The 22,992-nt window shown below is 39.6% G+C and carries 29 protein-coding genes and 2 tRNA genes; 20 read left to right on the top strand and 11 right to left on the bottom strand.

The window, feature by feature from the left end; translation table 11 throughout:
- Nucleotides 1-9: 9 nt before the first annotated feature.
- The 8 genes from HMPREF2794_RS09650 to HMPREF2794_RS09685 form a co-directional block, all read right to left on the bottom strand.
- Nucleotides 10-798 (bottom strand): hypothetical protein, encoded by a 789-nt coding sequence (locus tag HMPREF2794_RS09650; RefSeq protein WP_005794430.1) that lies wholly within the window; start codon nt 796-798, stop codon nt 10-12.
- The gene (locus HMPREF2794_RS09655) at nt 782-1,189 is read right to left on the bottom strand and encodes a hypothetical protein (RefSeq protein WP_005794432.1); all 408 of its coding nucleotides are present in this window, start codon (nt 1,187-1,189) and stop codon (nt 782-784) included. Before HMPREF2794_RS09655 ends, HMPREF2794_RS09650 begins: the two co-directional genes overlap by 17 nt.
- Nucleotides 1,186-1,563 carry a hypothetical protein gene (locus HMPREF2794_RS09660; protein WP_007846579.1) on the bottom strand — a complete coding sequence of 126 codons (378 nt, stop codon included), beginning with the start codon at nt 1,561-1,563 and terminating at the stop codon, nt 1,186-1,188. The genes HMPREF2794_RS09655 and HMPREF2794_RS09660 overlap by 4 nt, the downstream gene beginning before the upstream one ends.
- A gap of 5 nt (nt 1,564-1,568) precedes the next feature.
- Nucleotides 1,569-1,790, bottom strand: a complete 222-nt coding sequence (locus HMPREF2794_RS09665; RefSeq protein ID WP_008673439.1) for a hypothetical protein — start codon at nt 1,788-1,790, stop codon at nt 1,569-1,571.
- Between the two features lie 2 nt (nt 1,791-1,792).
- Nucleotides 1,793-1,975, bottom strand: a complete 183-nt coding sequence (locus HMPREF2794_RS09670) for a hypothetical protein (protein WP_005794436.1) — start codon at nt 1,973-1,975, stop codon at nt 1,793-1,795.
- A gap of 1 nt (nt 1,976) precedes the next feature.
- Nucleotides 1,977-3,614 carry a DNA primase family protein gene (locus HMPREF2794_RS09675; protein WP_007846574.1) on the bottom strand — a complete coding sequence of 546 codons (1,638 nt, stop codon included), beginning with the start codon at nt 3,612-3,614 and terminating at the stop codon, nt 1,977-1,979.
- A 1-nt stretch (nt 3,615) separates the two neighbouring features.
- Nucleotides 3,616-3,972 carry a hypothetical protein gene (locus HMPREF2794_RS09680; protein ID WP_008775846.1) on the bottom strand — a complete coding sequence of 119 codons (357 nt, stop codon included), beginning with the start codon at nt 3,970-3,972 and terminating at the stop codon, nt 3,616-3,618.
- 762 nt (nt 3,973-4,734) lie between these two features.
- A complete protein-coding gene (locus HMPREF2794_RS09685; protein WP_070751450.1) occupies nt 4,735-5,301 on the bottom strand; it encodes a hypothetical protein in 567 nt (188 codons plus the stop codon).
- A gap of 374 nt (nt 5,302-5,675) precedes the next feature.
- Here HMPREF2794_RS09685 and HMPREF2794_RS09690 point away from each other — a divergent pair, with 374 nt between their 5' ends.
- The 11 genes from HMPREF2794_RS09690 to HMPREF2794_RS09745 all read left to right on the top strand — a co-directional run bounded on the left by HMPREF2794_RS09690 (nt 5,676) and on the right by HMPREF2794_RS09745 (nt 13,061).
- Nucleotides 5,676-5,915 carry a hypothetical protein gene (locus tag HMPREF2794_RS09690; RefSeq protein ID WP_004327398.1) on the top strand — a complete coding sequence of 80 codons (240 nt, stop codon included), beginning with the start codon at nt 5,676-5,678 and terminating at the stop codon, nt 5,913-5,915.
- Nucleotides 5,916-6,054: 139 nt separating this feature from the next.
- On the top strand, nt 6,055-6,339 hold the full coding sequence (locus HMPREF2794_RS09695) for a hypothetical protein (protein ID WP_007846567.1): 285 nt from the start codon (nt 6,055-6,057) through the stop codon (nt 6,337-6,339).
- 74 nt (nt 6,340-6,413) lie between these two features.
- Nucleotides 6,414-7,307 carry a hypothetical protein gene (locus HMPREF2794_RS09700; RefSeq protein ID WP_070751451.1) on the top strand — a complete coding sequence of 298 codons (894 nt, stop codon included), beginning with the start codon at nt 6,414-6,416 and terminating at the stop codon, nt 7,305-7,307.
- Between the two features lie 4 nt (nt 7,308-7,311).
- Nucleotides 7,312-7,503 carry a hypothetical protein gene (locus HMPREF2794_RS09705; RefSeq protein ID WP_007846565.1) on the top strand — a complete coding sequence of 64 codons (192 nt, stop codon included), beginning with the start codon at nt 7,312-7,314 and terminating at the stop codon, nt 7,501-7,503.
- Between the two features lie 648 nt (nt 7,504-8,151).
- The gene (locus tag HMPREF2794_RS09715) at nt 8,152-9,882 is read left to right on the top strand and encodes a hypothetical protein (protein WP_070751422.1); all 1,731 of its coding nucleotides are present in this window, start codon (nt 8,152-8,154) and stop codon (nt 9,880-9,882) included.
- A 6-nt stretch (nt 9,883-9,888) separates the two neighbouring features.
- Nucleotides 9,889-10,098: a hypothetical protein gene (locus HMPREF2794_RS09720; protein WP_005794455.1), complete on the top strand. Its 210-nt coding sequence runs from the start codon at nt 9,889-9,891 to the stop codon at nt 10,096-10,098.
- Entirely contained in the window at nt 10,064-10,321 is a 258-nt protein-coding gene (locus HMPREF2794_RS09725; RefSeq protein ID WP_004326977.1) for a hypothetical protein, read from the top strand. The genes HMPREF2794_RS09720 and HMPREF2794_RS09725 overlap by 35 nt, the downstream gene beginning before the upstream one ends.
- A 5-nt stretch (nt 10,322-10,326) precedes the next feature.
- Nucleotides 10,327-10,725: a YopX family protein gene (locus tag HMPREF2794_RS09730; protein WP_005794456.1), complete on the top strand. Its 399-nt coding sequence runs from the start codon at nt 10,327-10,329 to the stop codon at nt 10,723-10,725.
- A complete protein-coding gene (locus HMPREF2794_RS09735) occupies nt 10,709-10,978 on the top strand; it encodes a hypothetical protein (protein WP_005794458.1) in 270 nt (89 codons plus the stop codon). The genes HMPREF2794_RS09730 and HMPREF2794_RS09735 overlap by 17 nt, the downstream gene beginning before the upstream one ends.
- 5 nt (nt 10,979-10,983) lie before the next feature.
- Nucleotides 10,984-12,240 carry a P-loop NTPase gene (locus tag HMPREF2794_RS09740; protein ID WP_005794459.1) on the top strand — a complete coding sequence of 419 codons (1,257 nt, stop codon included), beginning with the start codon at nt 10,984-10,986 and terminating at the stop codon, nt 12,238-12,240.
- Nucleotides 12,241-12,242: 2 nt separating this feature from the next.
- Nucleotides 12,243-13,061 carry a site-specific integrase gene (locus tag HMPREF2794_RS09745; protein WP_005794462.1) on the top strand — a complete coding sequence of 273 codons (819 nt, stop codon included), beginning with the start codon at nt 12,243-12,245 and terminating at the stop codon, nt 13,059-13,061.
- Between the two features lie 51 nt (nt 13,062-13,112).
- Here HMPREF2794_RS09745 and HMPREF2794_RS09750 read toward each other — a convergent pair whose 3' ends face one another.
- The 3 genes from HMPREF2794_RS09750 to HMPREF2794_RS09760 form a co-directional block, all read right to left on the bottom strand.
- On the bottom strand, nt 13,113-14,252 hold the full coding sequence (locus tag HMPREF2794_RS09750; protein WP_005794463.1) for a site-specific integrase: 1,140 nt from the start codon (nt 14,250-14,252) through the stop codon (nt 13,113-13,115).
- A gap of 217 nt (nt 14,253-14,469) precedes the next feature.
- Nucleotides 14,470-14,543: transfer RNA gene (locus tag HMPREF2794_RS09755), tRNA-Asp, on the bottom strand.
- A 56-nt stretch (nt 14,544-14,599) separates the two neighbouring features.
- Nucleotides 14,600-14,673 (bottom strand) — tRNA-Asp (locus tag HMPREF2794_RS09760).
- A gap of 442 nt (nt 14,674-15,115) precedes the next feature.
- Between HMPREF2794_RS09760 and purU the strand changes: the two genes are divergently transcribed.
- The 9 genes from purU (at nt 15,116) to HMPREF2794_RS09805 (ending at nt 22,819) form a co-directional block, all read left to right on the top strand.
- Nucleotides 15,116-15,973, top strand: a complete 858-nt coding sequence (gene purU, locus HMPREF2794_RS09765) for a formyltetrahydrofolate deformylase (protein WP_055268964.1) — start codon at nt 15,116-15,118, stop codon at nt 15,971-15,973.
- Complete coding sequence (hisH, locus tag HMPREF2794_RS09770) at nt 15,973-16,563, top strand: imidazole glycerol phosphate synthase subunit HisH (protein ID WP_055268963.1); 591 nt, start codon at nt 15,973-15,975, stop codon at nt 16,561-16,563. Before purU ends, hisH begins: the two co-directional genes overlap by 1 nt.
- A 111-nt stretch (nt 16,564-16,674) precedes the next feature.
- Nucleotides 16,675-17,394: a 1-(5-phosphoribosyl)-5-[(5-phosphoribosylamino)methylideneamino]imidazole-4-carboxamide isomerase gene (gene hisA, locus HMPREF2794_RS09775; RefSeq protein WP_010538620.1), complete on the top strand. Its 720-nt coding sequence runs from the start codon at nt 16,675-16,677 to the stop codon at nt 17,392-17,394.
- Between the two features lie 55 nt (nt 17,395-17,449).
- Nucleotides 17,450-18,205, top strand: a complete 756-nt coding sequence (gene hisF, locus HMPREF2794_RS09780; RefSeq protein WP_010538619.1) for an imidazole glycerol phosphate synthase subunit HisF — start codon at nt 17,450-17,452, stop codon at nt 18,203-18,205.
- Nucleotides 18,206-18,325: 120 nt separating this feature from the next.
- Nucleotides 18,326-18,937, top strand: coding sequence for a bifunctional phosphoribosyl-AMP cyclohydrolase/phosphoribosyl-ATP diphosphatase HisIE (gene hisIE / locus HMPREF2794_RS09785; RefSeq protein ID WP_010538618.1), 612 nt, complete (start codon nt 18,326-18,328; stop codon nt 18,935-18,937).
- Complete coding sequence (locus HMPREF2794_RS09790; RefSeq protein WP_010538617.1) at nt 18,922-19,647, top strand: cell division ATP-binding protein FtsE; 726 nt, start codon at nt 18,922-18,924, stop codon at nt 19,645-19,647. The genes hisIE and HMPREF2794_RS09790 overlap by 16 nt, the downstream gene beginning before the upstream one ends.
- Before the next feature lie 13 nt (nt 19,648-19,660).
- Nucleotides 19,661-20,980 carry an aspartate kinase gene (locus HMPREF2794_RS09795; protein ID WP_010538616.1) on the top strand — a complete coding sequence of 440 codons (1,320 nt, stop codon included), beginning with the start codon at nt 19,661-19,663 and terminating at the stop codon, nt 20,978-20,980.
- A gap of 79 nt (nt 20,981-21,059) precedes the next feature.
- Nucleotides 21,060-22,220: a diaminopimelate decarboxylase gene (gene lysA, locus HMPREF2794_RS09800; protein WP_055269036.1), complete on the top strand. Its 1,161-nt coding sequence runs from the start codon at nt 21,060-21,062 to the stop codon at nt 22,218-22,220.
- A 119-nt stretch (nt 22,221-22,339) separates the two neighbouring features.
- Complete coding sequence (locus HMPREF2794_RS09805) at nt 22,340-22,819, top strand: ferritin (protein ID WP_010538613.1); 480 nt, start codon at nt 22,340-22,342, stop codon at nt 22,817-22,819.
- Nucleotides 22,820-22,992: the final 173 nt, after the last annotated feature.

The raw sequence follows: 22,992 nt of genomic DNA on the forward strand, positions 1-22,992 counted from the left end.
GTTAAATAATTATATTGCTGATACGGGAACGGCAAAGCATTTACAATGACCGTGATACGGTGGTAATTTGTCCCATTCCACATGAAATCCGACTTCATCGTCACAAATGTTACAAGGATAGGAGCTGCCACGCATGACAAAGAACCCTACGGCTCCACAGGCTTTAGCCTGCAATTCCCAATGCTTCATCCAACCCTCTGCCACAGCATACTCCGTCAAATCTGACAGTGCAGTCCAAGAGCTTACAGTACGTCCTACTCCAAAAGACTCCTGAACACCGAGTCTTGAAATAATCGGATAACCCTTTGAAATAGCTCTCTGTACATGCTCATTAAGCAATGGCGTTTTTACCGACTGCCTGATAGATGAAAGTAATTTGTCTTTGGAAAGGTTCAGTAGTAATCCGGCGGCAATGGCCGTTTCAACCTCCTTTGAAAACCGGTCAACATATTCTCTTGCACGTTGTGTGAAGGTTTTGCCGTATGATTCTCGCGTTATACATGTTATGATTGCATCCTTATTATCCTCATGTGTCGCTACTGCCAAAGTATAAGTATAGTCTTCAATTATTTCAAGAAGGGATAAAATAATGGCATCCACTTCCTCCTGCAACTGTCTGTTTGCTGAAAAACGGAATAGTTCAGGGCTGATCTTGTACCGGTATGAAATATCTATAATTTGCTTTGCCGCCTCGATCATTACAATTTGAAGATTGGTACGCATGGATAGCTCCGCATCCAGACGTTGACGGAGGTATTCTTTGGCCTCTTCAATTTCCTTATCAGTCGGTACCCTCATTTTTATGTTCCTCCTTAATACCTTCCTTGATACTATTCATGTTTCTCTCTTCTTCCAGTATCTTGGCATCATCTTCCGGTGATACTGGTTGCTGCAAGCCTCGTAGCCGTTCGGTAAGATCAGAATAGCTTTTAAAAAACTCTTCCATAAACTTAACGTCAGGGGTTGCATTACTAATAAGGAAACATACTTTGATCCATGTTTCCAAATATTCACGAAGTTCCTTATTGTTGGTTAACTCCCGAATCCGGGAAAACATTCCGTTATCATCCCGAAAACGCATACTCCAAAAACCTGACACTGCCTTAATACTGATCCAGTCATGTTCACTACCATTATCCCTCGTAACAATAAAGTTACCTACCTGAATACCATTTGTTTTTTTGCTCATAATCCTATTTTTAATTTACGTTCAAATCTATCTCCAAGATTAAAAAAGTATTCCTTACCGTAAGAGTTTATACGTTCTTCATCCGATGATACTTTATTCATTTCATGAATCAAGCAACTATACCTATCATCATCAGGAAGAAGCCCTTTGCACTCTTCTCTGATATAAATATGATGCTTCCCATTTACCCAATAAAATTCAGAGAGAAATCCACCAAGAAGCATTTCAATCATTTTTTGGTGTCTGACAGACAATTCTCCTTGCACTGCTATATCCATTACAATGCTCTTACCTTCTATTGTCTTCAATTCACATGAATAGTTCAAGGCCCGAAGAATAGACATCAGCTCAACACTTAACTCTATGTGATTCATATTTTTCATACTTTTACTATTTCAAATTCATCTGCATGTTTCTTACCAATCCAATCCCGTTTCTGATTTTCAGTTGCGCTTTCGTAGATTCTTCCTCGCTTAGACAAATGCCTTTTCCTAAAAATACCTTCTTCTCCAAGTTTGTCATAATCTCTTCTTGAAGGGGATAATCCCTTTGCCCTGCAAAAGAACAATCCCGTTTCCTTGTGTCTAAATTTTACTGCCATGCTTATTCCTCCCATGGATTTTCGTCTTCTTCCTCAACGTAAATCCGTTTTAATTTGTCTGATACTTCTTCAAGCTCACGCTTCATTTGATTTACATGAAATCCAGCTGGCATAGGGATTTCCAATGCTCCCCGTAGGTTATCTATTTTTTCAATAACCTCTGCAAATTCATCCGGTGCGATCATACTATTTGGTTCTTATTTTTAATTGTTTGATAATCTTCTCCACAGCGTCCAAGTCAAAAACAGTTGTTCTCTTCTCCATGTGGTACGTCCCCTCCAGTTTCTTCTCCCGGAACAAACGCTGGACTTGATAAATGCTCAATGACAAGCAGGCCGCAAGCCCTTCATGGGTATAAGCGTATCGTTTGCCATCTTGATAAACCGGTTTAGCGATCCTTTGCTTATAGTTACCCCGTAGGTCTTCCCGTTTCTCATAATAGAGTTTTTCCGTCAAGGCTGTTCCATACAAACCATACACCTGACCATTCGGGGTTCTTTTTTTACGATAACCGGCTTCCGAAAGAATACGTCCGAATACTGTCACATTCTCTTCTTTGGCATTATTGTCCCTACACCATTTGCAATATTTCCGGTACAGAATGGCCGAAGACATCCATTTGGGTTCAATATCGGCAATTTCCTCATAGCGGCACAGATAGTTCATTTGATACATGAACTTCATTACGGTACTACTTTCCGACTGATATTCATCCATGACATTTTCAAGCTCCTTACTGTCTGTCAACTTATAACCATTGGCGATAAAACGGTCACGTCCTTCCAATATCCAATTGAATATAGCTGGGTATTCGGCCTCCAAATCCCGTGACAGTTCTTTTTTCTGCCGGGCTTTGGGTATCTCCACCTCAAAGGGAATAATGCAAATACGCCGCCTCATTCCATAGCTCCAGTCTTTCAAATACGGCATTTGGTTGGCATTTGCCATAAGCAGGGGAATATTGTAAGCAGTGAAGTTATCGCCATAGATAGGCCGGGCTTCGGTAGGTTCACCACTGATAAGGCTCTTCAACGTGTCACTATCCTTACCAAACTCTAACGCTTGTATTTCAGAACAGTAGTTCAACCGCTTGCCATTAATGAAAGCGATATTTTTTTTTCTCTCATTTCCAGTAATCAATGCACCTATGCCGAAATTGCTGACATTCTCCCGGCCAAGTATGCCCATGATCGTTTCAAAGACTACACTTTTGCCATTGGAGCCGGAGCCACGAAGAACAAGCATAGTTTCCATTTTCGCCACACGCCGGTCAACAAAAATACTTCCAAGAAACTCCTGCAAAACTTTTTGCATGTTTTTGTCCGGCAAAACTTCATCCAGGAACATTCTCCAAAGAAAGACATGCTCTTCCGGCTTGTAGTCATAGGGAACGCATGTAGTCTGTACCCAACGGCGGTTGAAAGAATGTGCACGGCGAGCATTCATATCAAACACACAGTTATTGAACACCACAATGGCATTATCAGGCTTCAAGGCTTTTCCTGCCACCACACGCTTACAGACTTTCAGTACACCCTCCACACGGGAATAATCACCATTGGGCATTTTGCATTTACGCATCAAGTCATATATCAGGTTACCAAAATCATCCCATGCCATCTCTTCATATATCCGGCCACTGAAATAGTAAGGAGTACCATTGAACTTACAAATCGAAGATCGTATAATGGCTGCACGCATCAAGTCCTGCACAGCGTCAACACGCGCTGCACTTTTGGACTCTTGTAAGGCGGCATCCAGTTTCTCGCCTTTCATAAGCCCAAAGACCTCATTTAACAACTTCCTATACTTTCCCGACTCCATTTCAGTCTTTAAATTTACCAGTCCTTACCTGATTGATACAGTCAGCAACCCATCCAACAAGATACGAGAATGTTTCCTGATTAGCTAAATCCACTTTTGCACCTATATAATCAAATATGTTCATCGCTATATGTGAACTTTCATGAGCGATATTTGCTATAGTAATGGCATTCTTACTTTCAAATCGGACAAGAATACCACCCAAATTTCGCAGTTTATCACGAACACAGTCCACAATGGCATCAGCAGTATCATCCCATTCACTTACACCTTCAAATCTATCTGAAAATGTATCTGTACTGACTGCAACCCACAACTTGCGTGGATATATCACCGGATCAAACTCATGTATTTTCATAAAATATCATTATATATTCAAAAACAAGTGTTTTTGATAGTTTTATGCCTATTTTCAGGCCGTTTTACGCCACAAATATAGTCTATTTTCTACATAATTATCATATAAATACTATTATTTTCTACTTAAAATATAGAATAAACACGTGCTTTTGAAGGCTTTTTTATCATATTTTGTATTCATAGCACCATTCAATATAAGTAATCATAAAATATTGGCAAACAAAGGATAACGACTCTATTTCAATAGGAAATACAGATGGAGCATTCTCTCTGATATGTATGGTTTATGTAGGGTTTTAAAGGCAACTATACATATATAACATATTGAAATACAAATCAATGGAAAAATAGTGCATAGTATGTATAGTTTTTTATGCAAACCATATTATATATATTTTTTTCCATACGCAATTTACATATAAACTATACATACTATACATTAAATTTCCATTGACTTAATAATGAATGATTTACACATGTATAGTTATGAAGTAAACCATACATATACTATACATTTTCAGAAGTAAAACTATACATCAGACATTCACTTTTGTAATTTATCATTGGAAAAGCCTTAAAAACATCCATTATTGACTCCAAAAAAGAAAAAAAATAAAAATCTTGACCGGGATTGAAACATGCTTGGTGTCTTGGGTAGCCGGGGGGGGGGTGCCCTCCCTGCTTTCATTCCCCAGTTGACCGGCAAAGAAGGAGAAAAGCCGCGCTTTGCCTTGATTCTCTTTATATTATACCTATAATATTAAATATTATCCGGCTTTTCCGCTTCTTCTGCTTTCCGCTTTGCTCGATCAGCTATAAAAAGGCTACATCTATAACATTGCAAAGGTAGATAATAATGTACTGTTTCCTCTTCTTCTGTATTTTCGTCCTTCTTCATTTGCTGGAGATCGGCAATTTTCATTAATACATCCGCACGATCTTTCCCCCTCAAATAAGGCAAGGTTTGTTCGAGACCTGATAAAACCGCGTCTTTATCCCGGTATTGTACAACATTCCCGGCTTTTTCTTCCTCTTCTGCTTCTGTGTTTTTCTTTTTCTTCTTGCTTTTGGGGCTATCATTGTCAGGAAGGAAGGCGGCGCGGTTATCTTCAAAAGACCGTATCAATTTATTAATGCCGGGTTTATCCTTTGCAAGCTGGGCGGCTCCGCGTTGCGCCGTTTCTATTTTGGTTGATCGTGGTCTAAATATAGTTGCGTATGCTTCGCCACGACTGGCGCCGGATGCAACAAGCATACAAAAGAAAACATCATCCGGGGTTAATTGATAAATTTGCTGTAAATCTGTTACGCGCTTACTGTACACCATATAAAACGATATAAAAGAGTTCATTATATTGGCGTCTCGCGCTCTGTAACTTGCTACAAAGTTAAACAAAGGCTACAAATAAAGCAAATAAGCATATTTAAAGCCTGCACATTACAAATATTTCATTACTTCATAAATGCTTTATATTTACATTTGCATCATTGTGTAATATATTGATTATTAGTTATTTATATAAATATTAATAAATGCAAAAACAGGACATTTTCTTAAAAATAAAAGTACATTTTGTTTTGTATTACAAATATTATTCGTATCTTTGTAATACAGAAAAGGAGATAAAAGATCGGATCACCTACCACAAATCCCGCTTTTACTTCCTTCTTGGTTGAATGTTTAATTTAAAATATAAGATCATGGAAGTATTACTAAACTTACAAAACAAAAATGTAACGCTAAACGCTGTACATGTAGCCCCAGAGGGCACAAACTGTTGCAACCGTTTGAAGGTTCATTTTGATGTATTTCAAGAAACAGCGAAAAAAGCCGCTATTATAAGACTATCAACGGCAAATAGTTTTGAATTGATTCACTATCAAGATAAACATATAGCGTTGTTAATTCCTTTTGATCGTATTCAAAAGATTTCATACTAATAAAAAACCGGGTCGAGTTTGGCGACTCTTCCCGGCCTCCCTTTAAACTTTGCGTTTATCGGATCACCTACCACAGTGACAACGCAAAGTTAAGGGAAAAACAAAGACAAACCAAGTTTCACCCTTTAAATTTTGCGTTATGAATACAAATTTGCTAATTATCTACATTCGCAATTCTCGCGATATTTACGCGCTTACTGAATGGCTGCAAAATGCACTTTTGAAAAAAGTAAACCGCGGTTTAACTCCTTCCGTTGAATATCTTGCAAACTGTTCCACTATGAAAAAGATCGTCCGGATGGCGGCTAAAATGCTTTCCGATCAGGATCATAAGACCGCAACCAAGCAAGAAAAAGAACAAGCAGCCAAAGAACATGCAATATACATTATTGGATGCGTGGAATACCTTGCAAACAATAAATAGTAATTATTTCCGGGGCTGTCATGGCTCCGGGTTACTTCTTACTTTTCATTATTCACCCTTTAAAACTTTGTATTATGACTACTACAAATAGACTTTTTTACACAGTATCAAAAAGATATATTCAAGCCGGGACAACCTTTAAAATCGATGTTAAAATATTACTGGCTGATGATTGCAAAAATAATATATGCGATTGGAGTATAACGGCGGATATTTACGAACAACGCAAAAACGGGTGTTTCGTTTGGTGTGCTGGTGGTTGCTGCCATGAAGAAATACTAAAGCGTTTCCCACAGTTTAAAATGTTCGTTGATCTTCATTTGTCTAATCATTACGGCGCGCCAATGTACCCAGTTGAAAACGGGTTTTACCATATTACGAACAGCAGCAAAGAAACTGCAATTAACTATTTGCGTATCACGGAAACAGAATATAATTTGCTTTATCAGGCAGAAGATAAACAATACTTTAAATACCTTCTTTATACGCTTGGTATCGTTGAACGCTGGAAAAGAGAATCTAACGAGGCTTTAAAAAAGCTGGAAGAGTTAACCGGGCAAACATGGGAAAACCCATATAAGCCGGAAAACGAACGTTTTACTTTGAAATTGACGGACGAAGAACGTACAACTATAACTAACAGAATAAACGATGGTTATTATCGTCCTGAAGCTGTACAAGCGCGAAAAGACGAAGAAAAGCGCAAAGCATACGAGAAAAAACGCGCTGAAATAATTAACAACTGTGAAAAGAAACAAGAAAAGGCCGAAAATGAAAAGCGGGTTATGTTGGCCGTTCTTGATGCCGGGTTATCAGTTAGTAATGTAATATATTACGATCATAGTAACGAGCTTGTTTTTAATTGGAGAGACCACGAAACAAAAGTAACGGAGAACGATTTTAATAAATTCGTTTCCAGTGTTAACCGTTCTTTGTTACCTGTTGGCATAACTTTTAAAATGAAATAGCCTTATGAAAGTACGTAGAATAACAAAAGAAGAAGGAAAACGGGTGAATATATCCCGTTTCCCGAACTTTCATAAATCCGGCAGTATTAGAGGAATGAAAAAACAGTATTACGGCGTTGCCGCGCTGCTGGTGCGTTGTGGAAGCTATATATATAACGTAACATCAGAACCAAACATTTATTATAATGCTAAATAGTTAGAATATGTTTTGTTTAATGCTGCTTTTATTCGGTGCCGTGGTGTTCATCTCCGGCACCGATCCCAAGAAATTAAAAGACTTCATAAATAAAAATGATCAATCAGACAAATTTTAAATTTATGGAGAAAAAGATATTATATCATATTGGATTATACGGATTTAGAAAACTTATAGTTTATGTAATAAAGGATAACGGGGATAATACATCTATTGTTAGCCTTAACAAAGACGGTTCATTTCCTAAACACGTTTGGAAATGTAATTTGCATAACATAAACGAATAATACAAATATTCCACCGCGCCGGACGGTTTTCCGGCATTCCTTTAAACTTTTATATTATGACTACTTATATAATAGAATCCCCAAACGGAGAAACGCACAAATTAGAAGTATTCCGTACCGCAACCGGATTTAGTGTTTATGTTGATGGCTCAAATATATGTGAGAGTATAACGGAGGAAGATTTTTTGCAAGAGCTTGAAAACCCTACTTTCTAACATGGTGGGCGTAATTATTTGGCTAATAGTAGTTTTATTAATCTGCTTTAGCGTGTTTGGCGGTCTTTGGCTGCTTCCTATTTACTTGCTTTTTTGCCTTGCTTTAGGCTTTTACTTTGGTGTAAAATATCTAACTATTTAATGTTATGAATGAAAAAGAATTTAACGGCCTCATTTTGGCCGAATTGGTTAAAATAGCAAACGACGTTTTTACAAATGAAATAGAAATAGCTCCCGGCACCTATACCGCCGCGGAGCTTGCAAAACTGAAAGATGCCAACGGGAACGAGATAAATATAAAATATCTTTGCGTTGATGCCAAACTAAATATAACGGATTTTAGGACTGTACAAATAAACAGCTTTAAATGTTCCTTTCCAGTGGATCAGGTTTTTAATCTTGTTTGGCAATTTGAAAAGCTGATAAGCACCAAACAAGCCAATAAAACAAGGTTTACCAAAATAGAAGAGCGCGAAAATATTGTTTGCTCCTTTGATATGTGGATTATAAAGGAACATCTAAATATCACTAAATTAGTAACAAAAGATCCTTTAAGACCGGCATTTAATTATATTTATCTTGATCCTTACAAATCGGCTTTAGTTGCTTCTGACGGGCGTACATTAAAAGAATACCCCGTAATTATTGAAACATCCGGGCTTTTACCTGACGGTCTAAAATTATTTATCAATCCCAAACATTTAAAAGAAATGGTTGGCCGGTGTTCTGTTTGTGTTTGTAATCAGGACGGCGGCAATATTACAGAAATAACCAACGACAAGAAACAAACCTTTGTTTGTGATTTTGCCGGATATTTCCCTAATTACCGGTTTGTGTACCCCCATCTTTCAAAAGACGGATTTATAAAGATTCAGAAAAGCGAATTAAAAGCGGTCGCCGGTTTTGTAAAAGAAATAGCCAAACGAAACAAAAAAAGCGGTTTTTCACTTCGTACTATTGCCGGAGATAATAAAGTTTATTTATCTTATAATGATGCAGACAGTAACGGACACAAAGAACTTTGTGCAACATTGGAAAAAGCCGCTTTAATTGATATAAAGCTAGGTTTCTTTGCATCAAACGTTATCCCCTTGCTTTCCGGCTGGACTGGTGGCGTGTGGCTGGTTGCACCTGATCGGGCGGCGGTCTTTGATGATAAGACGGCGCGTATAGGTGTGGTTATGCCTGCATTTATAAATGATTCTATTTGCCCGAACTTAAAATGTAATATAAAGGCTTTAGATCGCGCCAAAGCTCCGATCATCCCGGAAAAAGAACCGGTAAGAGAACCGGAAAAACATTTACCGGCCTTATATGTGGATGCACAAACGAAAACACCGGCGTTTGTCTTTGCTTTGGTAGCTCTGATAGATTTTATTTCCCGTTGGTTTTATCAGGATCAAATAAACAAAGCATTACAGAGGCTAACAATGTTAACCGAACTATCCGGCATTTCTTTGCCTGAACTATTAACCGAATCAGTAAGCGAAGAAACAAACGCAAATGTACCCGAACCAATAACAGAGGATGAACCAGTACGCGCATACACACCCGAACTATTGTATATTGATCGGCCTTTGGTTTTCCCGGTGCCTATCTTCATACATAAACATGAACGAACTATCAGCCGAATCGTTGTGCCCAAACTATTGAATCACCAATGTATAGCGTTACTGTTTGTTTCCATGATGTTACCCAAACTATTACGGCGATATGTTTGGGGAACAATCCGACCAAAGGCAAATGCAGATGAACTATTTTGGGGCGATTTCAGACGTTTTCACACCAAAGGTAATCATCGAATCAGAGACGGAACAAAAGAGGCAAACAAGCCTAAATTACAGCCATTTCAAACGAATTATTACATATATCAATGAATTATTATGGAAGAGAATAAACAAGCCAAAAGAAGTTATCGCCGAAACAAACCGGTTACGAAAAGTAAGGTCTATGCTATTAGACTGGATATTGATTTGGTTGATTTTGTCAGAGAGCAACCGAACATGAGTAAATTTATTAATGAACTGATCCGAAAGGAGAAGGAAAATACCCAAAAGTATGAATCAAAAAGCAAAAGATTATATCAGACGTAACACTTTGGATTTGGAAAGTGACAACCGGATGGATTCTACCGGCTATGTGCAATATGCCATATCAGAAGCAAAAGCCTATGCAGCAATAGCGATAGCCGAAGAAGGAATGAGACAAAAAGCCATTGAAGCATTCAAATTTGCCGTTGATGGTTATTTTATAATTGGCGGTACCGATTATTCAGCCAGTAGATTAAATGAATTTATTAAAAAACTTGACTCTTAATATTTATGAGAATAATAAAATTCAGAGGCAAAAGCCTTAATACAAAGATGTGGGTATATGGTGATCTGAACCATAGAGGTAAAAGAACATTCATAGAGTATGAGGTTGATTGCAAAACAATCGGCCAATTTATAGGCAAAACAGATAAAGAAGGTACAGAAATTTACGAACATGACATTATTAGTGTTAATGGTAAATATCCCAAATTGGTTAAATACATAGATGAATATGCCTGCTTTTGCCTTGCCAATATCAGCGACTTAAATAAAGAATGGATGAACCCATGGCAACAAATTTCACCTGATTGGTGGAATGATTTCAAACGGGAAATTCGAGTCATAGGAAATGCTTTTGATAATCCTGAATTGATGAAAGAAGGGGTCAACCATGAATATGCCATATAGAACCAGTCGTGACTATCAGCTTCTTAAAAAGCTACTGGATGAAGGAAAAGAGATCGTATGTTTTACAGACTTTCCGATAGATAACCGGATTTTCCGCGATGTTTGTAAAGCAAGAAAAATAGGAGAAGGCCGATACTCCGTTACTTGCCGTGGTTGTGAATATGCTTCATTTTGGGAAAATCACAATTACAAATGGGCGTTTGAAGATGAAATGCGGATGGCTAATATAGAATTTATTGAACCAAATATTTAATTGATATGAAAGCTATTATAATATATTCAGGCAAAGGCGGCGTAGGCAAAACCACAACAACCGCAAATATAGCAAGATTACTTGCAAAACAAGGGAATAAGGTGTTTATCATTGATGCAGATATAAATACCCCGTCAATGAACACCGAATTTGAAGGCGATCATCCGCATGAAATGATTTGGGTACACTCTTCTGGAAATATGTTTTCCAAGTTTATTTACTTGGAAAAATCAATGGTAAGGCAATATCTTGAACTGGCTAAAAAGAAAATACACTCTATCAACCCGGATTATGTTCTTATTGACACGCCTCCAAGTGTTACAAACGTGCATATAGAACTTCTTAGTAGGGTAAAAGTAAGTTATGTGCTGTTTGTCACCCAACCCACGAAATTAAGCAACCAAGATGTATTGCGTACAATGGACTTCTTTCATGAAAGATGTGGGAAGGTTAATTGTGGTATTGTGGAGAATATGTGCTATGGTACAGAACATAATGAATACCCGATAAGACTTGTTGCACAAATACCCATGCAGGACAACATGAATACCGAAAACCTGCTAACCAACGCCTATAATGAGTTTCAAAAGATAGTTGATGAAATCGTACAGAGTGATATTGTTGTTCTTGAAGAATATTCCACCGAAAACGGATATGATGAAAACTTTGATGTTACGGATATACACATTACCGGCTCACGAAAACATTACTTTACCCATGAACTTAAATATGATAATGGTGTAGAAAAAACTCTTACTCTACCTGCTATGAAATTTCTGTCTGTAAGAACATGGGATAAGGTAAGAGATTATATCCGGTTCCATGATGATTTGGGACATCTTTGGGACGAGAGAATGAGAAGATGTGATACAGAAAGGGTGGGCAGAGTAGTAAATCATTTCCAAAATGACGATAACGCCTATTTTATGGTTATAAATGCGCCAAACACGGAAGTTCATCTCATTACCGGAGAAATCGGAATCTGTTCTTTATTGACTGGGCAGAGAGGGCATTTTGAACTACCAAGAGTCAGTTATCAAACGAGTAAAGGAAACGTGGTGCTGTTCCCTGATGAAATTATGCCAGTAGATATAAACTTGCTACAACAAGAAATAAACGAAGGCTATATAATGTTAAGTGACGGGAGATATTTACCACCGAAAGAAACGGTACAACAATGTTACAACGCTTTCGGTATAAGGGTTGGCTTAGGTGATAATTGGGAAGATATTTATGATAGTTGGAATAAAGAAATGAAATAAAAATGAAAGATTTACGTACAGCATTTTTGGTAAAATACCCCAAATATGAAATTATACTCAACATGTATAGTAAGGCGAACGATTGCCCGGCAACATGGGAGAATCTTTCAAAAGTCCGATTGCAGGCTTTTGTTGATTATATGGAAGAACGGCTGGCACCAAACTCTGTTCGCCAATATGCCGCCAAATTAAAAGCTGTATTGAACTTGTATAATGAAGAGGTTGAGCTACCTAAAGACTATAATAAAATCCTTTCAGTAAAAAATGTGAGAAGCACTAATGTTTGGCTTACTGATGAAGAACTTGAACGAATTATCACCTATGTTCCCAAGAATGCCAACGAACAATTGGTACGCACACAATTTTTAATAGGAGCCTTTACTGGTTGCCGTCATAGTGACTATACACGGTTGAACAACCGTAATATAGTGGGTGGAATGATCTCTTATGTCAGCTTAAAGACTAAGACTCATGCCACAGTGCCATTGAAGCCAATTGTGAAAGAGCTACTAACAAACTTGCCTAAAGAAGAAGTTAGCGATCCGACATTCAACAATAATATCCGTAATATTTGCCGGAAAACCGGAATCACAGAAGCGGTTAAAATATTCAAGGCCGGAAAGGAAGTGGAAGGTGAAAAATGGGAATTTGTTTCAAGCCATACGGCACGCCGGAGTTTTGCAACCAATTTGTATTTACGGGGTGCCGATTTATACTCTATAAGCCAAATGATGGGACATGCAAGTGTGGAAATGACTCAAAATTATCTTTGCTGTGGTCTCCGTGAACAATCGGCACAAGTTATGGAGTATTTCAAATGAAACAAGCCACGCTAAATATCAGTAGAACTATTTTAGCGTGGCTCTCTTATGCTATGACAAAATCCGTTCCAGCATCTCAAAGTCTTTTTCCACTTCGGCATTCAGAACTTTAGCATATTGTTGTGTGGTGCGTACATTTGTATGACCGAGCATTTTACTCACATTTTCCATTTTAACCCCATTGTTCAGGCACATTGTCGCAAATGTGTGCCTGCTCATGTGAACGGTCAAATTTCTATCAAGCCCTGCATAATCAGCAACTATTTTAAGCCGCAAATTGTATTGTTGATTACTGATAATCGGAAGCACATAATCATATTTTTTCAATATTTCCATTGCAGGAGACAGTAATACGATAAAATAGTTTTCTTCTGTCTTTAAACGAATATCCAATATAACATACTTATTGCCGCGTTTTTGTACGTCACGTTTGAAATTGAATTTAGCAAGATCAGCATAGGATATTCCAGTATATGCCTGAAAAATAAAAAGGTCACGGACTCTACAGATCGTTTCCGAGTCTATTTGAGCATCTTTCACTTTCTTCAATTCTTCGGCAGTCAAATATTTCCTGATGGCATGTTTGCCACGGGAAAAACGCTCACCCTTATACGGATCATTTTTTAGCAAATCAAACTTTATGGCCTCGTGAATATAACGTTTGTTACGTTTATGATAGTTATATATTGTCGGCTGTGAATAGCCCTTAGCATGTAACCAATCATCATACAATGTGATATTGGCTTTTGTCAGATCAGAAAAATATATTATTCTGTCAAATTCACGTAATGAGGCCGCAAATGTCCGATGGGAAGCTTTGGTACTTTCCGTTATATCTCCACGCTCTTCAATTCTTCTTTCTACAAAGTCAACAAAACTTTCTGATTTATTGGTATATCTCAAAAATCTATCCAGCTTATCAAAATCAAAAACTTCCTTTTTGCTGATAAGCTCATTAATCCAATTTTGGATAATCCGGAGTTGTTCATCAAGACACTGGTTCAATTGAATCATTTCAACTGAATTGATTATCTTCTTTCGATCATTCCATTGGTCGGAATAGACTTTAACGCCGGTTCCGATCCATTTTCTCTTACCTTCGCTCAAAACTTCAATTTGAACGAGTCCCTTGTGTGTCTTTGTCGCAACCTTTTTACGATCAAAGACGAATCTCATTGTCGGATATTTCATATTCTTTTGAGTTTTGGTATCTACTGATTATCGCTACAATAAAAAAATGGTATCAAAGGCGGTATCATTATAGGTGAAAATATCGGTAAAAATCGGGAAATACTGGTAAGTTTCCGGTAAATATACACCCAATTTTTACATGTTCTCCATCTACTTCCAATGCCTTAATTGTTTGATACACAACAAAAAAGGGAGTAACTAATGTTACTCCCTTTCGCGGTGCGTACGGGACTCGAACCCGTGACCCCATGCGTGACAGGCATGTATTCTAACCAACTGAACTAACGCACCAAATTTTAATTAAACTAACTCATCTTATTCTTCCTGCTTCTCTATTACTTAAGAAGCGGTCCGGACGGGACTCGAACCCGCGACCCCATGCGTGACAGGCATGTATTCTAACCAACTGAACTACCGAACCAGAATGTCATTTTGTTAATCTGCATCTCTCTTGATTGCGGGTGCAAAGGTAGATGTTTTTTGTAAATCTGCAAATGTTTTGATGAAATTTTTTTTTCAATAAAAAGCAAGAAAAATGCTTAGTGTCTCATTTTGAGTACTTTTATAAAGAAAAAAAAGTTGTTTTTCCTTCTGTCAGGATGGTGACGCTATCCGGTCGTCATAGTGACGCTATCTTGATGGGATACCGTCACTATCCGAAGGTGATAGCGTCACCATCCTGAAACTTGTCATCCTCATCATAGGAAATAACTTTGGATATCTTTCTATCTGTAAGAAATCACCGTTTTTATATCAACTTTCTGCTTGAATAATTCGTAGTTTTGCAATAAATCGTTATTTTTGCACCCTAAAATAGGAGAGGTAGAACATTTTCTGCCCGGAATAGTAAATTAGTAAAAAGAATGATGACTACAGCCAAACTGTTATTGCACTGTCCCGATAAACCGGGAATCCTTGCGGAAGTGACAGATTTTATTACGGTAAACAAAGGAAATATTATTTATTTGGATCAGTATGTAGACCATGTGGAAAACATATTCTTCATGCGTATAGAATGGGAGTTAAAAGACTTTCTGGTGCCGCAGGAGAAGATTGAAGATTATTTCAGAACGCTTTATGGGCAGAAATATGAAATGGATTTCCGTCTTTATTTCTCGGATGTGAAACCGCGTATGGCTATATTTGTCTCTAAAATGTCCCACTGTCTTTTTGATATGCTGGCTCGTTATACGGCAGGCGAATGGAATGTAGAAATACCTCTTATTATAAGTAACCATCCGGATTTGCAGCATGTGGCTGAACGTTTCGGTATTCCTTTCTACTTGTTTCCTATCACCAAAGAGACAAAAGAAGAACAGGAACGTAAAGAAATGGAATTGCTTGCCAAACATAACATTACCTTTATCGTATTGGCACGTTATATGCAGGTGATCTCCGAACAAATGATTAATGCGTATCCGAATAAGATTATTAATATCCACCACTCTTTCCTTCCGGCATTTGTGGGAGCAAAGCCTTATCATGCCGCATTTCAGAGAGGTGTGAAGATTATCGGTGCAACCAGTCATTATGTGACTACGGAACTGGATGCCGGTCCGATTATCGAACAGGATGTAGTGCGTATTACACACAAAGATTCTATAGAAGATCTTGTAAATAAAGGAAAGGATCTGGAAAAAATCGTTCTTTCGCGTGCGGTACAAAAACATATCGAACGTAAGATTCTGGCTTATAAAAATAAAACAGTAATATTTAGTTGATGAAAGTAGCAGTCGTAAAATACAATGCTGGAAATATCCGTTCTGTGGATTACGCCTTGAAGAGGTTGGGAATAGAAGCAGTGATTACTGCTGATAAGGAAATTCTTCAATCTGCCGATAAGGTGATTTTCCCTGGAGTAGGAGAGGCGGAAACTACCATGAATCATTTAAAGGCAACAGGACTTGATGAACTGATTAAGAATCTGCGTCAGCCTGTGTTCGGAATTTGTCTCGGTATGCAGTTGATGTGCCGGTATTCCGAAGAAGGAGGGGGAGATTGCCTGAATATCTTTGATGTGGACGTGAAACGTTTTGTTCCGCAGAAGCATGAAGACAAAGTTCCGCACATGGGTTGGAATACAATCGGGAAAACAAATAGCAAACTGTTCGAGGGATTCACCGAACCGGAATTTGTCTATTTTGTGCATAGCTTTTATGTGCCGGTTTGTGACTTTACTGCTGCTGAAACTGATTATATTCATCCGTTTAGTGCGGCTTTGCATAAGGATAACTTTTATGCCACCCAATTCCATCCGGAGAAAAGTGGAAAGACGGGAGAGAAGATTCTGAAGAACTTTCTGGATCTCTAATAAACGTTGCAGCAGTTTATAATAAACTCCGCTATCGTTTATAATAAACTCGGTTGTCGTTTATAATAAACTAAATAGTAAATCGTAAATTATCAAATTGTAAATAGACAGATGATAGAAATTATTCCAGCCATTGATATTATTGACGGGAAATGTGTACGCCTTTCTCAGGGAGATTACGACAGTAAGAAGGTATATAACGAGAGTCCGGTGGAAGTTGCCAAGGAGTTCGAAGCGAATGGAATTCGCAGGCTTCATGTGGTAGATCTGGACGGAGCTGCTTCTCACCATGTAATCAACCATCGGGTATTGGAGCAGATTGCTACGCGTACCTCTTTAATAGTAGATTTCGGTGGTGGAGTAAAGAGTGATGAAGATTTGAAGATAGCTTTCGAAAGCGGTGCTCAGATGGTGACGGGTGGAAGTATTGCCGTGAAAGATCCGGAGCTGTTCTGTCATTGGCTGGAAGTATATGGCAGTGAGAAGATTATCCTCGGAGCAGACGTCAAAGAACATAAGATTGCTGTAAACGGCTGGAAAGACGAAAGTGCCTGTGAGCTTTTCCCCTTTCTCGAAGATTATATGAATAAAGGTATCCGGAAAGTTATTTGTACGGATATTAGTTGCGACGGGATGCTGAAAGGGCCATCTATTGACTTATATAAAGAGATGCTGGAGAAATTTTCGGACCTCTACCTGATGGCTAGCGGCGGGGTGAGTAATGTGGATGATATCATTGCCTTGAACGAAGCCGGAGTCCCCGGAGTTATCTTTGGTAAAGCATTGTACGAAGGACATATCACGTTGAAAGACCTGAGAATCTTTTTATAATCGGGCTTTCGGATAGGAAAATTACAAATTGTCAAATAGTAAATAAGATAGTATTGTGTTAGCAAAAAGAATTATACCTTGTCTGGATATAAAAGACGGACAGACCGTAAAAGGAACGAACTTTGTCAATTTGCGTCAGGCCGGTGATCCGGTGGAACTGGGGCGGGCTTACAGTGAACAAGGAGCTGATGAACTTGTTTTTCTGGATATCACTGCGAGTCATGAGGGGCGTAAGACTTTCACGGAACTGGTAAAGCGGATTGCTGCCAATATCAACATCCCGTTTACCGTAGGGGGAGGGATCAACGAATTGAATGATGTCGACCGCCTGCTGAATGCCGGTGCAGATAAGATTTCAATTAACTCTTCCGCTATTCGCAATCCTCAGCTGATTAATGATATTGCCAAGAATTTCGGGTCTCAGGTTTGTGTGCTGGCGGTAGATGCCAGACAAACGGAAAACGGATGGAAATGTTATCTGAATGGCGGACGTATTGAAACCGATAAAGAATTACTTTCGTGGACCAAAGAAGCGCAGGAGCGTGGAGCCGGTGAAATCTTGTTTACGAGCATGAACCATGACGGTGTAAAGACCGGCTACGCAAACGAAGCGCTTGCCTCTTTGGCGGAGCAACTTTCGATTCCTGTGATCGCTTCGGGTGGTGCGGGACTGAAAGAACACTTCCGTGATGCCTTTTTGGTGGGAAAAGCAGATGCGGCATTGGCTGCCAGCGTTTTTCATTTCGGAGAAATTAAAATTCCCGAATTAAAATCGTATCTTTGCGGCGAAGGAATAACCATCAGAGGGTGAGGTACCCCGGGCAGGCTTCCATGCAGATAGGAAGCATAATAGGACGTGGACTGTGAACAACGGTATGATGTCACACAAACGGCATAGTAATTTGAAATAGTAATTAGAACTTAAAATAAGATGGAATTGGATTTCGATAAGATGAACGGACTTGTTCCGGCTATCATACAGGACAACGAGACACGTAAAGTCTTGATGCTGGGTTTCATGAATAAAGAGGCCTATGACAAAACGGTGGAAACCGGAAAAGTAACTTTCTTCAGCCGTACCAAGAATCGTCTGTGGACGAAAGGAGAAGAAAGCGGTAACTTCCTTCACGTTGTTTCTATCAAAGCAGATTGTGATAACGATACCCTGTTGATTCAGGCAGATCCGGCAGGTCCTGTTTGTCATACGGGCACAGATACTTGCTGGGGTGAGAAAAATGAAGAACCTGTCATGTTCCTGAAAGCGTTGCAGGATTTCATCGACAAACGTCACGAAGAAATGCCCGAAGGATCTTATACCACCAGCCTGTTCGAATCCGGAATCAACAAGATTGCACAGAAGGTGGGAGAAGAAGCTGTGGAAACAGTGATCGAAGCGACCAATGGAACAAACGAACGTTTGATCTATGAAGGAGCCGACTTGATTTATCATATGATTGTGTTATTAACTTCAAAAGGCTATCGTATCGAAGACCTTGCACGTGAATTGCAGGAAAGACATAGCAGTACATGGAAGAAGCATTAATTCAATATAGGAACGTAGAAATCCATCAACAGGAACTCTGTGTGCTGAGCGATGTAAATCTTGAATTGCGCAAAGGAGAGTTCGTCTATCTGATCGGGAAGGTAGGTTCGGGAAAAACGAGCCTGCTCAAAACACTGTATGGCGAACTGGACGTGATCGACGGTGAAGCGGAAGTATTGGGCTATAATATGCGTTCAATCAAACGCAAGCATATCCCTCAGCTGAGAAGAAAGCTGGGAATCGTATTTCAGGACTTTCAGCTGCTGACGGATCGTACCGTATACAACAACCTGGAATTTGTACTTCGTGCCACCGGCTGGAAGAACAAGCGGGAAATTCAGGAAAGGATAGAGGAAGTGCTCGATTTGGTGGGAATGTCTAACAAAGGCTACAAACTCCCCAATGAACTTTCCGGTGGCGAACAGCAGCGCATCGTAATAGCACGTGCCGTACTCAATTCTCCGGCTATTATTCTGGCGGACGAACCGACCGGAAATCTGGATGTGGAGACAGGCAAGTCCATTGTTGAATTGTTGCACAACATCTGTGAATCGGGTTCTTCCGTGGTGATGACGACGCACAATCTGCAATTGCTGAAAGAATATCCCGGCAGCGTATATCGTTGCTCCGAGCATCGCATAACGGATGTGACCGACGAATACATGCCCAGGCAGAGAACAATAGAAATAGATTTAAATATAGATAACTAAAACAGTAACGAAAATGAAAGTTTTAAAGTTTGGAGGAACTTCCGTAGGTTCTGCTCAGCGGATGAAGGAAGTAGCCAAATTGATTACCGATGGTGAACAAAAGATTGTTGTCCTTTCTGCTATGTCAGGAACAACAAATACATTGGTGGAAATTTCGGACTATCTGTATAAGAAGAATCCGGAGGGTGCCAACGAGATTATCAATAAGCTGGAATCAAAATATAAACAGCACGTTGATGAACTTTATGCAACTCAGGAATATAAACAGAAAGGGCTGGAAGTCATCAAGTCTCACTTTGACTACATCCGCTCCTATACTAAAGACCTTTTCACTTTGTTCGAAGAGAAAGTGGTTTTGGCACAGGGAGAGCTTATTTCTACGGCTATGGTGAACTTCTACCTGCAGGAATGTGGTGTGAAGTCCGTGTTGCTCCCGGCTTTGGAATTCATGCGTACTGACAAGAACGCGGAGCCGGACCCCGTATATATTAAGGAGAAACTGCAGACACAACTGGAACTTTATCCGGATATGGAGATTTACATCACACAAGGTTTTATCTGCCGCAATGCTTACGGTGAGATCGATAACCTGCAGCGTGGTGGCAGCGATTACACCGCTTCTTTGATCGGTGCTGCCGTGAATGCTTCTGAAATCCAGATATGGACAGACATCGACGGTATGCACAACAACGACCCGCGCATTGTTGACAAGACAGCTCCGGTTCGCCAGTTGCATTTTGAAGAAGCTGCCGAGTTGGCTTACTTCGGTGCAAAAATCCTGCATCCGACTTGCATCCAGCCTGCTAAATATGCCAACATCCCTGTACGTCTGTTGAATACAATGGACCCGGATGCGCCCGGAACGTTGATTTCCAATGACACGGAGAAAGGCAAGATCAAAGCTGTAGCTGCTAAGAATAACATTACGGCTATCAAGATCAAGTCAAGCCGTATGTTGCTGGCTCACGGTTTCCTGCGTAAAGTCTTCGAAATTTTTGAAAGCTACCAGACTTCCATCGACATGATCTGTACTTCTGAGGTAGGTGTATCTGTTACGATAGACAACACCAAGCACCTGAATGAGATTCTGGACGACCTGAAAAAATACGGTACGGTCACTGTAGACAAAGATATGTGTATTATCTGTGTAGTAGGCGACTTGGAATGGGAGAATGTAGGTTTTGAAGCAAAAGCACTTGATGCGATGCGTGATATACCGGTACGAATGATTTCATTCGGAGGAAGTAACTACAACATCTCTTTCCTTATCCGGGAATGTGATAAGAAGATAGCGTTACAGTCGCTGAGTGACATGCTTTTCAACAACAAATAATTCCACAAATAATACTGAGCGCTTTTACCGATACTGATAAAAGCGCTCTTTTTAACTAACTAAACAAGTTTCTTGAATGATGAAAGGAATATTTCCAATCGATAAATTCCGTACTTTGCAGACACCTTTCTATTATTATGATACGAAAGTGCTGCGTGATACATTGTCGGCTATTAACCAAGAGGTTGCCAAATATCCTAGCTATTCCGTACACTATGCTGTCAAGGCAAATGCCAATCCGAAAGTAATGACCATTATCCGTGAAAGCGGAATGGGAGCCGACTGCGTGAGCGGTGGAGAAATACGTGCCGCTATCCGTGCCGGGTTTCCGGCCAATAAGGTTGTTTTTGCCGGAGTCGGTAAAGCAGACTGGGAGATCAACCTCGGACTGGAGTATGGCATCTTCTGTTTCAATGTAGAGTCTATTCCCGAACTGGAAGTCATCAATGAACTGGCTGCGGCACAGAATAAGATTGCTAATGTCGCTTTCCGCATCAATCCGGATGTAGGAGCACATACGCATGCTAATATCACTACCGGTCTGGCTGAAAACAAATTCGGTATCAGTATGCAGGATATGGACAAGGTGATCGATGTCGCCTTGGAGATGAAGAACGTGAAATTCATCGGCCTGCACTTCCATATCGGTTCTCAGATATTGGATATGGGCGATTTTATCGCGCTCTGCAACCGTGTGAATGAATTGCAGGATAAACTGGAAGCGCGTCATATTCTGGTAGAACACATCAATGTCGGCGGTGGCTTGGGTATTGACTACGGACATCCGAACCGTCAGTCCATTCCCGATTTCAAGAGCTACTTTGCTACCTATGCCGGACAACTGAAACTGCGCCCTTATCAGACACTGCACTTCGAACTGGGACGTGCGGTGGTAGGACAATGCGGTTCTCTGATATCCAAAGTACTGTATGTAAAGCAGGGAACCAAGAAGAAATTCGCCATCCTCGATGCAGGTATGACAGACTTGATTCGTCCGGCTTTGTATCAGGCTTACCACAAGATGGAAAACATTACTTCGGAAGACCCCGTAGAGGCATATGATGTAGTAGGCCCCATCTGTGAATCATCAGACGTTTTCGGTAAAGCGATTGATTTGAATAAGGTAAAGCGCGGAGACTTGATTGCACTTCGTTCTGCAGGGGCTTACGGCGAGATTATGGCATCCGGATATAACTGCCGTGAACTGCCGAAAGGATACACTTCTGACGAATTGGTGTAAATAAAATGTGAATGTAGTTTAAAAATACAGGGAGGATGGAACAATTTTAACTGAAATCTTGTTATTTTTGTAATGAGTTCAAAAGAAAACTACATTAACAACTTAATAAATATACGATTATGATTTCAGAAAAATTACAGAAAGCAATCAATGAGCAGATCACTGCGGAAATGTGGTCTTCTAACCTGTATTTAGCAATGTCTTTCTATTTTGAGAAAGAAGGTTTCAGTGGATTTGCACATTGGATGAAGAAGCAGTCTCATGAAGAACTGGAACATGCTTACGCAATGGCCGATTATATCATTAAACGTGGTGGAATGGCCAAAGTCGACAAGATCGATGTGGTTCCTAACGGCTGGGGTACTCCGCTGGAAGTGTTTGAGCATGTTTACAAACATGAATGCCATGTATCGGAAATGGTAGACAAGCTGGTAGATGTGGCTGCTGCTGAAAAAGATAAAGCTACTCAGGATTTCTTGTGGGGATTTGTTCGCGAACAAGTAGAAGAAGAAGCTACCGCACAGGGAATTGTGGATAAGATCAAGAAAGCCGGTGATACTGGTATTTTCTTTGTTGATTCACAGCTGGGACAACGTTGATGGCAATCTGAAAAATAGAAAATAAGATAGGAGAAGCTGTTTGGATTTATATTCAGACAGCTTCTTTTTTTTAACTTACTTTGCTCATATTTAAAAATCTGTTATCTTTGCCCACTGCAATGAGTTATTCTGCACACAAAGGATCATTCATTTGCTACAGTCTAATTTGGAGT

Source organism: Bacteroides sp. HMSC067B03, from assembly GCF_001811315.1.
GTDB lineage: Bacteria > Bacteroidota > Bacteroidia > Bacteroidales > Bacteroidaceae > Bacteroides > Bacteroides faecis.